This window comes from Anaerotignum sp. (assembly GCF_017483025.1).
Lineage (GTDB): Bacteria > Bacillota > Clostridia > Lachnospirales > Anaerotignaceae > Anaerotignum_A.
The window spans coordinates 1-13,415 of sequence record NZ_JAFUMA010000018.1 but is presented as its reverse complement, the minus strand read 5'-3'; the positions used below and the strand labels follow the sequence as shown (position 1 = coordinate 13,415).

Below are 13,415 nucleotides of genomic sequence, written 5' to 3'. Positions count from 1 at the left end.
AACAGTTCTATTTGATACTTTTTATCAATTATGCCCCAACAGCGCAACCGTTTACCACAGAAACGATTTTTTCTCCTTCCAGATAACCGCAGGCCTGCATACCTGTCTGCAGCACTTCGTTCCATTCCTCGGAAGTCAGCTGCAGTTCTTCTCCATCTTCCAGGGTAATGATGACCATATCGCCGCCGTTTTCTGTCAGATCAGAAAGTTTATAGAGATTCCGCCGATTGATGGCACCGATCTCTTCCAGCATATTGATGGTGCGGTAAATGGTGGCTGCGCCAATTTTTTTATTGATTTTTGCTGTTTTATAGAAGATCTCCTTACAGCTGCCACAATCATTTTCCAAAATGATATCAATGACAGCAGTGCGCTGCTTCGTGATGCGATATCCACCCTCTTTCAGCTTCTGCAGGATCATTTCCCGCTGCATCTGGATACGAAATTTCTCCAGATCCATAGGATCTTCTTGTTGTGCATTTGTTGCGTGTTTCACTTTTATAGCCCCCGTTCACCGCCTTTGCGGTTAGCAATAACTAATTGTACATAGGTTAGTATAAACTAACATCGGTTAGCTGTCAATAACTTGTCAAGATTTGAAACAGAAAAAAACGACGATTTTATCGTCGTTTTTTTCTGTAGAAAGAGGTATATATGCTTGCTTTAACCGAATGGCTCATTCGGAGGTATTACGATTTGTCACTTCTGTCACCGTATAGCCTGCTCTGTGCAGGATGCGGCCAAATTCTTCATCTGTCACATTTCTTTTCATGCGTACGAAGGCAGAATTGCTTTTCAGATTCGCCTGAGCCCAGATGCCTTCCTGTTCGTTCAAGGCATTTTCCACATAGCGGACACAGTTTTCACAGGTCATGCCTTTGATATTCAGAACTGCGTTGTAGGGATAATTGGCTGCATCTTTATCTGCAACCTCAACTCTTCTGCCTGCTGTATTACTGCCACCAGAACCGCAGCAGCCATACTTCATATTTGATTTATACTTTTTGACCGAATATACTGCCAGTACAGCAATGATCAAAAGAATCATGATTTCCATGGTTTCATCTCCAATAGTTAGCCTTAACTAACGATTATGGACATATTATATCAATCAAAGCCACCCTTGTCAATCACGTTCCTTTTCTTCTATTGATTTCTTTTTCTCAATAACCTTCCTGCGTTTCTTTTTCTTTCTACATACGAAAAGACGGGCAAATTGCCCGTCTTTTCGTATGTAGAAAGTGTTTTTGATGGTTTTCCGATTGGCTCGTTCGGATTTTGTAGAAAGTGATAATTCTTACTTGTTAGCCTCAGCTAACTTACAAGTTTATTATAACAGCACCTTTCCTACCTGTCAACTGGTTTTTCAAATTTTTTTATCTTTTTTAAAAAAAAGAAAACCGCAGGTGGTTTACCTGCGGTTTAAAGGATTCTGAGGATTTCAGAAGGGCTGAATTATTTCAGTGTTACTTTAGCGCCAACTTCTTCCAGTTTAGCTTTGATTGCTTCAGCATCTTCTTTGGAAGCCTGTTCTTTCAGTACCTTGGGAGCGCCGTCTACAGCTTCTTTAGCTTCTTTCAGGCCCAGACCTGTTACTTCACGAACAACTTTGATTACTTTGATTTTTTCGGAACCAACTTCTGTCAGTTCAACGTCGAATTCTGTTTTTTCTTCTTCAGCTGCTGCTGCGGGGCCAGCTACTACTGCTACGCCTGCTGCTGCGGATACGCCGAATTCTTCTTCTGCTGCTTTTACCAGATCATTCAGTTCCAGTACTGTCAGTTCTTTTACTGCTGCGATGATTTCTTCGATTGTCAGTTTTGCCATTGTAAAGCACCTCCGATAATATTTAGGTTTAATTTTCTCAATAATTTATTGGGTTCACCGCCCTATGCGGCGATTATGCTGCTAATAAGTCGATTATTCTGCAGCTGCGTCTTTCTTCGCGATCTGATCGATAACACGAGCGAAAGAGGACATGGGGGATTTGAAGCTGCCCAGCAGTTTGGAGAGCAGAACTTCTCTGGAAGGGATGTCAGCGATCAGCTTCATACCAGCTGCATCGTATACAACGCCTTCAACTACACCTGCTTTGAATTCCAGTTCTTTAACATCCTTTGCTACTTTGTTCAGGATGCTTGCACCTGCTGTTGCATCTGCATAAGAGAATGCGAATGCGCTGGGGCCTGCCAGATATTCATCCAGGCCTTCAAACTGTGTGCCCTGGATAGCGAAGTGTACCATTGTATTTTTGTAAACTTTATAATCAACACCTGCTTCTCTGAGCTGTTTTCTCAGTGCAGTGTCCTGTTCTACAGTCAAGCCTCTAGCGTCAACCATTACTACGGATGTTGCTTTTTCCAGCTTTTCTTTGATTTCGTTTACGATAACCTGTTTCTGTTCGATTTTTGCCATTGTTTCCTTACACCTCCTTGGAATCCTACTTTTGTTTCATGTCATTGAAAAAGCCTCTTTGCACATAGACAAAGAGGCTCAAAAGCTCATTAGCAATTTTTCCTCGGCAGGATTTACGCGGCGAACCACACCTGCTGTCTACGGCAATATACGGTTTTTCTATCAACTCGTTTATTTTACCCTATAAACAAGCTCCTGTCAAGGATTTTTCCAAAGATTATTCGGAAATTTTTGCAGGGTTTACTTTTACGCCAGGGCCCATTGTTGTTGTCAGTGTTACGCTCTTCAGGTACTGACCTTTTGTAGCCTGGGGTTTTGCTTTTATTACTGCACTCATCAGAGTCTGGAAGTTTTCTGCCAGTTTTTCGGAACCGAAAGATACCTTGCCTACAGGCACATGAATGATGTTTGTTTTGTCCAGACGGTATTCGATCTTACCAGCTTTGATGTCGTTGATAGCCTTTGTAACGTCCATTGTTACTGTACCAGCTTTGGGGTTGGGCATCAGGCCTTTGGGACCCAGCACACGACCCAGTCTACCAACAACGCCCATCATATCGGGTGTTGCTACTGCAACGTCGAAACCGAACCAGTTTTCATTCTGAATCTTGGGAATCAGATCTTCTGCGCCTACGAAATCCGCGCCAGCTGCCAGAGCTTCTTCAGCTTTTGCACCTTTTGCGAATACCAATACACGAACTGTTTTACCTGTACCGTGGGGAAGAACAACGGCACCACGAACCTGCTGATCGGCATGTCTGCCGTCAACGCCCAAACGAATATGCGCTTCTACTGTAGCGTCAAATTTTGTTGTAGATGTTTTCTGTACCAGATCGATTGCATCTGCTGCATCATACAGCATTGCTCTATCTACGAGTTTAGCTGCCTCGCTATATTTTTTACCTCTTTTCACTTTCGTGACCTCCTTATGTGGTAGTATCGGGAGAATTCCCTCCCACTTCTATACGCCGTAATTTATTTAAGATTCTGTTTGAATGAAAATTTCGGCTTATTCTTCAACAACGATACCCATGCTTCTTGCTGTGCCGCAGATCATGCTGTAAGCAGCTTCAACGCTTGCTGCATTCAGGTCGGGCATTTTCATTTCAGCGATTTCCATTACTTTTGCCTTAGGCAGTTTTGCAACTTTTGTTTTGTTGGGTGTGCCGGATGCGGATTCGATACCAGCTGCCTTTTTCAGCAGAACTGCTGCGGGGGGTGTTTTTGTAATGAAGGAATAGCTTCTGTCCTGGTAAACTGTGATTACTACAGGGATGATCAGACCAGCCTGAGAAGCTGTTTTTTCGTTGAATTCTTTGCAGAAGCCCATGATGTTCACACCATGCTGACCCAGTGCGGGACCAACAGGAGGAGCGGGTGTTGCCTTCGCTGCGGGGATCTGTAATTTAATATAACCTGTTACTTTCTTTGCCATGATGGCACCTCCTATAAATGTGGTAATTAGCGGGGATTGTCCCTCCCACTCGGCAGAACTTTCTGCCGTTTAACAAACAATTGACTAAAATTTGTAAGCTATTAAAGCTTATCGATCTGAGCGAAATCAAGCTCTACCGGTGTCTCTCTGCCGAAGATGGAAAGACTTACGACCAGCGTCTTCTTATTGGCATTGATCTCCTGGATCTGGCCAACAGATTCCGCAAAAGGACCTGTAGCAACGCGAACTGTGTCGCCAACTTCTACATCCAGATTTTCCACCTCGCCGCCGATACCCATCGCGCGCACTTCTGCGTCTGTCAGGGGAACGGGTTTGGAGCCCGGACCAACGAAGCTTGTTACGCCTCTTGTGTTACGAACGACATACCATGTCTCGTCATTCATGATCATATTCAGCAGTACATAACCGGGGAAAACTTTGCGCTGTACTGTTTTCTTCTGGCCGTCCTTCATTTCAACAACGTCCTGCAGGGGAACGCTCACTTCAAAGATCTGATCCTGCATTCCTCTGTTTTCCACTGTTTTTTCAATGTTGGCTTTTACTTTGTTTTCATAGCCACTGTAGGTATGAACAACGTACCATCTAGCTTCAGCAGATACTGCTTTGGTTTCCTCAGCTTTATTGATTTCTTCAGACATTTTAAACCATCCTTTTTCTATTCTTCTCGCTTATTAACCTAAAATACCGATGATCGCGCTGTAACCGGCTGTAAACACCGTATCCATGCAGAAAATAATTGCGCCAATGATCAAGGATGTAACAATAACTGTCGCTGTGCGCTTCACGACTTCAGGGCGTGTAGGCCACACGATCTTTTTGAACTCTGCTTTATAATCCGCGAAAGTGTCTTTGTCATTGTCTTTCTTTTTTGCTGTTTTTGCCTGAGGAGCTGGCTTCGTTTGCTTCACTTCGTTCGTTTGGTTTGTGATGTTCTTTTCTTCCAATACGTTCACTCCTTAACTACGGAATGTCTCACGCACTTGATTATTTTGTTTCTTTGTGCAGTGTGTGAGCTTTGCAGAACTTACAATACTTTTTGATTTCCATTCTGTCAGGCATAACTTTTTTGTCCTTAGTTGTGCTGTAGTTTCTCTGTTTGCACTCTGTGCAAGCCAAGGTAATTCTTGTTCTCAAGATTTTCACCTCCGTCTCTGATGAATGTTTTTTACATTTTAAATTTTCGCCTGCCGAAAAGTTCGGCACACAAAAAAAAGACCTGCGTCTTCCGATATAGAATATCACAAGGGGGGTCTTCTTGTCAACAAAAAATCTCAAGAAATCCGCAATTTTCTCGAGAAAATCAACTGTTTGGCGTCTGTAGATAAATGTCCGCAGACGGTTATACTGTCTGCGGACATCATAAGTGTTCCTTATTGATTCTTCAAAAATTCTTCCAAAGCAACAGCCAGCTGGTCGGGGCAGCTTGTGTTTCTTCTGCCGCAAGTGATGCCTTTCAGTCTTTTTGCCGCTTCTTCGGGAGTCATGCCTTCCGCCAGGGCAGCAATGCCTTTGTGGTTGCCGTCGCAGCCACCCAGAAAGCTGATGTTTTTTACAACGCCGTCTTCCACATCAAATTCCACGCGAACAGCGCAAATGCCTTTTGTATTATATGTTACATGCATGATTCTATCCCCTTTCTCTCTACATAAGAAATAAGATAGCACAATTTTCGATAAATCTCAACTTTATTTGCGGCTCTTGCCGATAAAATAGGTCACGAAGAACAGCACCGCCGCCGCCAATACCATGGTCGCCCCTGCGGATGTGCCAAAGCTATAGGAAATCCCCAAGCCCACTACGGAAGACAAAAGACCAAATACCGTCGCTGTCCAGTGGTAGCTTCTTGTGGTTGTGGTGATATTTCTTGCCGCCGCCGCTGGCAAAATCAAGAGAGAGTTGATCATCAGTATACCAACCCAGCGGATGGAAACCATAACAGCCACTGCTACCATCATTACGAAGATATTTTCCACCAGCATGACCTTCACACCACGGCTTGCCGCCAGGGAACGATTCACGCTGACCAAAAGCAGCTGATTGTACAGCATGGCCCACAGGATATAGGCAATGATGAGAACGATGGCAATGACGATAAGGTCACGCTGTCCTACTGTCAGGATATCCCCTATTAAATAGGAAGAATATTTCGCAAAGCCGCCGCTGGCAGAAAGGATGACAATACCCAACGCCAACGCCGCAGAGGAAAATACACTGATAACTGTATCAGAAGAAACCATATTGGCAGATTTCACCTTTGTAATAACTAAACCCAGGAAAATACCAAAGGCCAGCATCGCCAGCAAAGGATCATCCATGCCCAGCAGCACACCTAAACCGATGCCTGTAAAAGCACTATGCCCCAAAGCATCAGAGAAGAACGCCATTTTGTTGTTTACAGCCATGGTACCCAAGAGCGCAAACAAGGGCGCGATCAGGATAGACGCCAGAAAGGCATTCTTCATAAAATCATACTGGAACATGGAAAAAGGCAGTATCTCTAAAAGATTATAAATCATTTCCATTCTGCCACCTCCTCAGGAGAGAAGCCAAAGGCTTCCCTGAAGGCTTTCGTTGCGAAAACTTCATCAGCTTCGCCTTCCGCCACCACAGTCTTGTCCAGCAAGACGACCTTATCCGCATACTGACGGATCAGACCCAGATCATGGGAAACCAGAAGTACCGCCATATGCTGTTTATCTCTCAGTTCCATGATGCGTTTATAGAATAAATCCAACCCTGCCATGTCCACACCGGAAACAGGCTCGTCCAACACCAGCAGGTCGGGAACAGGATCTGTTGCAAGGGCAAGCAAAACCCTCTGCAATTCGCCGCCGCTTAAAGCACCCAGTCTGCGGTCTGCCAGATAGCCGCAATCCATATCATCCAGCATTTTCCGGATATTTTCTTTCATCTTTTTATTTTTGCCAAACCAAACGGCTCTGCCGCCCTTTGCTGCCGCAATAAAATCGGAAACAGAAACGGGCATGCTCTTGTCAAAATCCAGATGCTGAGGTACGTAACCGATTTTGGGTGTGGGCAGTACCGTGCCATGGTGGTCTGTAAAGGAAATGTTTCCTTTATAATGACGTTCCCCCAGAAGAGTGCGCAGCAATGTGGTCTTGCCTGCGCCGTTTTTGCCGATGAGAGCTGTCAGTTCGCCGCAATGGAAGGTCAGATTGACGTTATCCAATAATGTATCCTCGCCGCTGATGACGCTGATATTTTTCATTTCGATACTGCAAAGCCCGCAGCTATTGTGAATACCGCTCATTCTGCTACCTCCTTCCAATGTCTTTCTATTGTTTCAATGTTTTTCTGCATTCTTTCCATATAAGAAAGGTTTTCTTCGTCTGCCGTTGTCAGCGGGTCCAGCAGAACGATTTTCTCGTCCACTTCCGCCGTCAGTGTTTCTGCATAAATTTTGCCGGTATCATCCGCCGTCAGGAAGAAACGGATGTCATGTCCTTTGGCTTCATCTGTGGCCTCAGCCAGTTCCCTGGCAGAAGGCATCTGATATTCATCGGCAAAAATGCCGAATACGTTTTCCATGTGGAACAATTCCGCAAAATAGCCAAAGCCTTCGTGGAACACAGCGGAATGCATTTCTTCGGGGATACCGATTTCATGGGCCTGCTCCAGCAGGGCTTCTGCTTCTGCATGGAAATTCGCTGCGTTTTCTGCAAAAATTTCCGCATCTGCTTTGTCCAGTTCGCTCAGGGCTGTGCAGATGTTTTCCACCTGCTGGGCTGCCCTTGCAGGGGAAAGCCAGATGTGGGGGTTCCCTTCATGGGAATGACCATGGGCATCTTCTTCATGGGAATGTTCTTCTTCCTCCTCCAGATGTTCCTCTTCTTCATGCAGATGTTCCTCTGCAGTTTCTTCCTCATGTTCGTGAGCTTCCGTTTCCTCCCCATGGTGATGGTGTTCCTCTTCCTCCAGCAATTCGATGCCTGCGGAAGTATCTACCACCTTCAAATCGGGATAGCGCTCGATGGCCTGTTCCAGAAAGCTTTCCATGCCGCCGCCATTGACGATGAGGACATCGGCTCCTTCCAAGAGTTTCATGTCGGAAATGGTCAGTTCATAATCATGGAGACAGCCGGTCTGGGGTTGGGCCATATTTTTCAGCACAACATTTTCCGCACCTTCCACCACTTCCTGCGTCAGCAGGTAGATGGGGTAAAAGCTGGTTACCACCGTCAGTTTTTCGCTGTTTTCAGTTGTATTGGTTTCTGCGCCGCATGCCGTCAAAATCATAGACAGCATCAGCAGCAGTGAAATGATCCGTTTTTTCATTCTTTCCTCCCAAACGCAAATGCAACGCATTTGCAAGTAAGATGCAAATAGAATTGTATACAATCCTACCCCTCTTGTCAAGATTCTCCTTTCCAGATATGATATTCTTAGGAGAATATGCTATGATAAATGAGATTCTTCTTCAGAAAGGAGCATTTCCATGATCCGTAAATATAAAGACCTGATCCCCAAAGTTCCCAAATCCTGTTTCATTTTCCCCACAGCAGAAGTCATTGGCAGTGTGGAAATGGGTGAAGATGTCATCGTTTACCCCGGCACAGTCGTACGCGCTGGTTACGGTAAAATCACCATCGGTGACAGGACCAACCTGCAGGAAAACGTGACCTTCCACGTAGAAGTGGGCTATGATATCAACGTAGGCTCCGGCGTAACTATCGGCCACAATTCCATCATCCATGGCTGTACCATCCATGATAATGTCCTCATCGGCATGGGCGCCATCATCCAGGAAGGCGCTGTGATCGAAGAAAACTGCTTCATCGGCGCAGGGGCAGTGGTAAAAAGAGGTATGCGTATCCCCGCAGGCCATATGGCATATGGCATCCCCTGCCGTGTCATCCGCCCCATCACCCAGGCAGAATATGACGAGATCCGCGTTTCCACCCAGGAATATCAGGATTATAAGGCTGAATATGAACGCCAGGAACGAGAAAACGACAAATTAATGTGATTTGAGAAAAATACATCATTTACATAAAAATCCTTTATTTTCCTCTTTTTGATGTTTTTTTCTCATAAAAATAAGAAATACACCTTGCAAATTACATAGTTCTGAGATAAAATAGGCTTGTAGAAAGAAGAAGGAGGTGTTTCCAATGGCTCATAAAATCGGTCCCGAATGCATCGGTTGTGGCGCTTGCGCAGGCGGCTGCCCTACAGGCTGCATCAAAGAAGATGGCGGTGTTTACGTTATCAACGCTGCTGAATGTATCGACTGCGGTACATGTGCTGGTAACTGCCCTACAGGCGCTATCAAAGCTGAATAATTCTTACTTAAAAGAAAAAGTGAGTCATATCCATGGCTCACTTTTTTACGTCCTGCAAAAAATCAAGCGCTGTACCCATTGGATACAGCGCTTTTCTTCATTTTTCCTGTCGATTCATCACAACTACAGAGGAAAGCACCAGCACGATACCCGTCAATTTCATCATCGTTACCCCTTCATGGAACACCACAATGCCCAATATCGCCGCCACCACAGGCTCGATGGTGGCTGTTACGGAAGCCTGACTGGCAGGCAGACCGCTAAGCCCCTTCGTATAGCAAAGATAAGGCACGACTGTCGTCAAAAGGGCAAAGGAGATGGCTAGAGGCCACTGTCCCATTTCCGTGATCTGGCTGATAACCGCCGTTGGTTCCACACAGAAAATGGTCATAAAGATGGTTGCCAGCAGGAAGGTGAAAAAGGAAATGGACAAAGAGCCATAGCCTGCCTTGATGGCATAGATGCCAAAAATGCTATACAGCGCATAGCTGATGCCGGAGCCAAGACCCATCAGAATACCCTGCCAGGTAAAATTGGCGCCGCCTTCCAGCATACCTGTTACCAGAACACAGCCGAAAAAGGTCATCAGAAGCACGATCCCTTTTGTTTTTGTCATCTTTTCATGGAACAGCAGGATCGAAAAAAGCATAACAAAAGTCGGCGCGGTGTAAAGCAGCACCGCCGCAACGCCCAGGCTGGTCAGGTTGATGGCCTTCATATAGGCCCAGCTGAAAAAGGTGAAGCTGCAGATGCCCGTAGCAATGAAGTAACGGATATCCGTCCATTTTTTCAGTTTCAGCTGACTTCTGTCCTTAAAAAGGGTAATGAAAAACAGCAAGACAGTGGCTAATACCCCTTTGACGAAAAGCATCTGCATTTCCGTAAAACCCAAGGCATCAATGGCCTTGGTAAAAATACCGATCAGCCCCCAGCTGACCCCTGCGATCAGCACCAAAATATATGACATCTTTTTTCACCTCTTATCCCAAAGGAATCGCCTTTCCCATGGCAAAGGAATAGATATACGTTTCCTTCACGGGCAGACCAAGGGCACGTTCCAGCGCTGTGCGATAGAGCTGCAGCTGAACATGATAGCGCCCGATCAATTCCTCTTCATCATAGACCCGGTCGCTCTTATAGTCAATCAGAATCACTTCATTCTTTTCGATGAAAAAACAGTCGATGATACCATTTACTAATATTTTATCTTCCACATCCTGATATTCTTCGCCAAAGAAAAGCTCCTTCGGCTGCATCAGCAGGGAAAAGGTCCGTTCTGTTTCTATTGTATCGGCAGCACGCAGCCGCTGTGCCAGTTCGGATTGGAAAAATTTCAATAATTCTCTTTTTCGCAAAGCCTTGGCCTCTTCCGCTGCCAGCCTGCCCTTCTGCACCAGTTCCGCCGAAAGGGCTTCGATCTCTTCCCTGTCGTATGCTTTTCGCAAATCGGCTTCTTCCATAAAGGTATGCATGGCAGTACCCAGCTGAGCGCCGCTGAGAGCGGCCTTCTCTTCTTTATTGGGCAGTTTGATCTCCTTATGGGCAGATGCCACCACTTCCCCGGTCATTTCCTCCTGATATTTTCGTTTGATTTCCGAAATAGAAAGCTTCGCAGGCAGTTTAGTTTCTTTTCCGTAAGGATACTGCCAGCTAAGGATACGGAATACCTCTTCTCTTTGTTTTGTCATTTCTTCGGGGCTTTCCCAGCCTCCAAAGTAATCTTTCTGTTCCTCGGCAATTTTCTGTTCTTCTGCCGTTTCCTTCAGCACTTCTTCCTTATTAAGGAGAGACAAACTCCAACGGGAATCTTCCCCAATGAAGGAATATTCTTCTCGCTCTTCCAGTTCCCATTCCCAATCTTCGGGAAATTCCACGCCAACGGGATGGCGCAGATAGGCAGGCATGATCCAGTCCAGATAATTCCGTCCCCTCCGCAGGCGAGATACGGGCAGATTTTCCGTGCTGCAATCGGCAGTAGCATTCCATTTCCAGAAAGCTTTTTCAAAATTCTTCACCGCACCTGTCAGGATGAGTTTCTCCTTAGCGCGGGTCAGGGCAACGTAAAGCACACGCATTTCTTCCGCCAGGTTTTCCTCCTTGATGGCCTCTGCCAGGGCGCGCTTTGCCAGAGTGCGGTAAGACACCCTTTTTTCGATATCCATATAATCCATGCCGCAGCCCCATTTCTGGTGGAAAATAACTGCGTTGCGGGAATCGGTCTCATTGAAATTTTTGCCTAAGTCCGAAGCGAATACCACGGGGAATTCCAAACCCTTGCTCTTATGGATGGTCATTACGTGGATGCGTTCCTCGCTTTCCGTAGGCAGTTTTGCAGAGGTAGTTTCCGCCTCTGCCGTTTTCATATCTTCCACGTAGCGGATGAAATAGAACAGGCCCTTATGGCTGCCTTTTTCATACTGTTCCGCCTTTTCCAGCAGAAGCTGCAGGTTCGCCTGGCGCAAGGCACCCCCTGCCGTCATGCCTAAGTAATCATAGTAGCCTGTTTCTCTGTAAAGCAGGCGCAGCAATTCATGCAAGGACAGGTCTCTCATTCGGCTTCTCCAGCTTTCCAGGTCTCCGAAAAAGGCTGCCAGCTTGCCCCGCAGTTCCTCGTTTTCCCCTTCCTGCAGGTAGATGTGCATACAATCGTAATAGGCCCCTTTGCCGCCGCCCAGACGAACCTGCATCAATTCATCGGCACTCAAGCCATAGATAGGCGAATGGAGAATGGAAAGGAGGGGAATATCCTGTCGGGGGTTATCGATCAGACGCAGGATATGAAGCATAGTCTCCACTTCCGGCACATCAAAATAACCCTCCGAAGTTTCCGCATAATAGGGCATGCCCTCCCTGCCGAAAACATCATCCAGCACGCTGCCCCAGTTTTTCATGGTTCTGAGAAGAACGGCAATATCCCCATAGCGCAGGAGACGATATTCTCCCGTTTTCTTATCCAGAACCTGATAGCCGCTGTCCATCAGTTCTTTGATGCGCTTTGCAATGGCTGTGGCTTCTACCTGCCGTCTGTCCAGCTCCTGCAGTTCTTCGGAAAGTTCAGAATCTTCCAGTTCTGCCGTTTCAATAAGCATAATTTCATTTGCGCCGCCGTGGGGGCCTTCGCAAGGAGGGAATGGAGCCCCTTCGTAAAGAGCCGCTTCCGCATCATATTCGATGTCGCCCATGTCTCTCTGCATGATCTGCCGGAAAATGAAATTCACGCCGTCCAGAATATTTTTTCTGCTGCGGAAGTTTTTGGAAAGGATGATTTTTCGTTCCTTCCAGCCGGTGGTGGTGGGATATCTCTGATATTTCGCATTGAACAGTTCCGGCATAGCCTGACGGAAACGATAGATGCTCTGCTTCACATCCCCAACCATAAAGCGGTTGTTTTCCCCGATGCTTTCCCCGGAAACCGCCGACAGCACCAGTTCCTGCACGATGTTGCTGTCCTGATATTCGTCGATCATAATTTCATCGTAACGCTGGCGCAGTTCTTCCGCCGCTGCCGTGGGCGTACCATCCTCATTTAAGAGGACTTTCAGGGCGAAATGCTCGTAATCGTTGAAATCAATGATATTCTTTTCTCTTTTGGCTGCCGCAAAGGCTTCCATAAACAGCTTCGTCAAACGGAAAAGTCCCCTGGCAATGGGGTGCATTTTCCGCACCAAATCTGCCTGATGTTCCGGGCTATAGGCAAAATAGACTTCGCCGATTTTTTTGATGGCATCCTTAGCTTCGTTGCGCAGAGCTTTAATGCGTTCTGCCGTTTCCTTTTCCGGTCCGCGATAAGCAGGCAAACGGGCGAAATCAATAGCCATATAAGCCAGCCGCCAGTCGGCATAGGGCAGCTCTAAAGCCGTCTGAAAGTTTTTCAGCATAGCCATTTCGTTTGTCAACAATTTATGATAGCCACCAAATTCCCCTTCATCCGCCAGAAACCAGGCTTTCTGCAGCTGATAGATGGCATATTCCAGGGAAGTTTCCACCCCCTGACGGATCATAGGGAACCAAAGGCAATTGTCCACAGTTTCCCCCTCTTCCAGGGCGAACCCTTTTTCCATTTCATCCAGCATGGCTTCGGGATGGGGGCTGCCCTGGGCGAAGGTATAGGTCTGCAAAACCAAGTCCTTCAAAGGGGCATCCTTGGTGGACGTAGAGAAAGTCTCTAACAAATCGAAAAACCATAGGTTTTCTTCATCGGCATACAAATTTTCGAACAGTTCTTCCAGCACTTCCTTCTG

Annotated in this window: 17 protein-coding genes and 1 other annotated feature; of the genes, 2 read left to right on the top strand and 15 right to left on the bottom strand. The window is 46.3% G+C overall.

Annotated elements, in window-relative coordinates:
- Window positions 1–28: 28 nt before the first annotated feature.
- The 13 genes from IJ369_RS01740 to IJ369_RS01680 form a co-directional block, all read right to left on the bottom strand.
- Complete coding sequence (locus tag IJ369_RS01740) at window positions 29–496, bottom strand: transcriptional repressor (protein WP_290715278.1); 468 nt, start codon at window positions 494–496, stop codon at window positions 29–31.
- Window positions 497–676: 180 nt separating this feature from the next.
- Entirely contained in the window at window positions 677–1,057 is a 381-nt protein-coding gene (locus IJ369_RS01735) for a heavy-metal-associated domain-containing protein (protein ID WP_290715275.1), read from the bottom strand.
- A 398-nt stretch (window positions 1,058–1,455) separates the two neighbouring features.
- Window positions 1,456–1,818: a 50S ribosomal protein L7/L12 gene (rplL, locus tag IJ369_RS01730; RefSeq protein WP_290715329.1), complete on the bottom strand. Its 363-nt coding sequence runs from the start codon at window positions 1,816–1,818 to the stop codon at window positions 1,456–1,458.
- A 102-nt stretch (window positions 1,819–1,920) separates the two neighbouring features.
- Window positions 1,921–2,415: a 50S ribosomal protein L10 gene (rplJ, locus tag IJ369_RS01725; protein ID WP_290715272.1), complete on the bottom strand. Its 495-nt coding sequence runs from the start codon at window positions 2,413–2,415 to the stop codon at window positions 1,921–1,923.
- 37 nt (window positions 2,416–2,452) lie between these two features.
- Window positions 2,453–2,577 (bottom strand) — a sequence feature (ribosomal protein L10 leader region).
- A 55-nt stretch (window positions 2,578–2,632) separates the two neighbouring features.
- Entirely contained in the window at window positions 2,633–3,328 is a 696-nt protein-coding gene (rplA, locus tag IJ369_RS01720) for a 50S ribosomal protein L1 (RefSeq protein WP_290715269.1), read from the bottom strand.
- Between the two features lie 96 nt (window positions 3,329–3,424).
- Complete coding sequence (gene rplK, locus IJ369_RS01715) at window positions 3,425–3,850, bottom strand: 50S ribosomal protein L11 (protein ID WP_290715268.1); 426 nt, start codon at window positions 3,848–3,850, stop codon at window positions 3,425–3,427.
- Window positions 3,851–3,951: 101 nt separating this feature from the next.
- Entirely contained in the window at window positions 3,952–4,509 is a 558-nt protein-coding gene (nusG, locus tag IJ369_RS01710; protein WP_290715267.1) for a transcription termination/antitermination protein NusG, read from the bottom strand.
- A 33-nt stretch (window positions 4,510–4,542) separates the two neighbouring features.
- Complete coding sequence (secE, locus tag IJ369_RS01705; RefSeq protein WP_290715266.1) at window positions 4,543–4,815, bottom strand: preprotein translocase subunit SecE; 273 nt, start codon at window positions 4,813–4,815, stop codon at window positions 4,543–4,545.
- 40 nt (window positions 4,816–4,855) lie between these two features.
- The gene (gene rpmG / locus IJ369_RS01700) at window positions 4,856–5,005 is read right to left on the bottom strand and encodes a 50S ribosomal protein L33 (RefSeq protein WP_205133052.1); all 150 of its coding nucleotides are present in this window, start codon (window positions 5,003–5,005) and stop codon (window positions 4,856–4,858) included.
- A gap of 236 nt (window positions 5,006–5,241) precedes the next feature.
- Window positions 5,242–5,493, bottom strand: a complete 252-nt coding sequence (locus tag IJ369_RS01695) for a TIGR03905 family TSCPD domain-containing protein (RefSeq protein WP_290715263.1) — start codon at window positions 5,491–5,493, stop codon at window positions 5,242–5,244.
- A 63-nt stretch (window positions 5,494–5,556) separates the two neighbouring features.
- A complete protein-coding gene (locus IJ369_RS01690) occupies window positions 5,557–6,393 on the bottom strand; it encodes a metal ABC transporter permease (protein WP_290715260.1) in 837 nt (278 codons plus the stop codon).
- Complete coding sequence (locus IJ369_RS01685; protein WP_290715257.1) at window positions 6,384–7,142, bottom strand: metal ABC transporter ATP-binding protein; 759 nt, start codon at window positions 7,140–7,142, stop codon at window positions 6,384–6,386. The genes IJ369_RS01690 and IJ369_RS01685 overlap by 10 nt, the downstream gene beginning before the upstream one ends.
- Complete coding sequence (locus IJ369_RS01680) at window positions 7,139–8,167, bottom strand: metal ABC transporter substrate-binding protein (RefSeq protein ID WP_290715254.1); 1,029 nt, start codon at window positions 8,165–8,167, stop codon at window positions 7,139–7,141. Before IJ369_RS01680 ends, IJ369_RS01685 begins: the two co-directional genes overlap by 4 nt.
- Before the next feature lie 160 nt (window positions 8,168–8,327).
- Between IJ369_RS01680 and IJ369_RS01675 the strand changes: the two genes are divergently transcribed.
- On the top strand, window positions 8,328–8,858 hold the full coding sequence (locus IJ369_RS01675) for a gamma carbonic anhydrase family protein (RefSeq protein ID WP_290715251.1): 531 nt from the start codon (window positions 8,328–8,330) through the stop codon (window positions 8,856–8,858).
- Between the two features lie 145 nt (window positions 8,859–9,003).
- Window positions 9,004–9,174: a DUF362 domain-containing protein gene (locus IJ369_RS01670; protein ID WP_290715249.1), complete on the top strand. Its 171-nt coding sequence runs from the start codon at window positions 9,004–9,006 to the stop codon at window positions 9,172–9,174.
- A 97-nt stretch (window positions 9,175–9,271) separates the two neighbouring features.
- On the opposite strand, the gene IJ369_RS01665 is transcribed toward IJ369_RS01670, so the two are convergent.
- Window positions 9,272–10,141: a DMT family transporter gene (locus tag IJ369_RS01665; protein WP_290715246.1), complete on the bottom strand. Its 870-nt coding sequence runs from the start codon at window positions 10,139–10,141 to the stop codon at window positions 9,272–9,274.
- A gap of 13 nt (window positions 10,142–10,154) precedes the next feature.
- On the bottom strand, window positions 10,155–13,415 hold a 3,261-nt coding region (gene addA / locus IJ369_RS01660), incomplete at its 5' end, for a helicase-exonuclease AddAB subunit AddA (protein ID WP_290715244.1).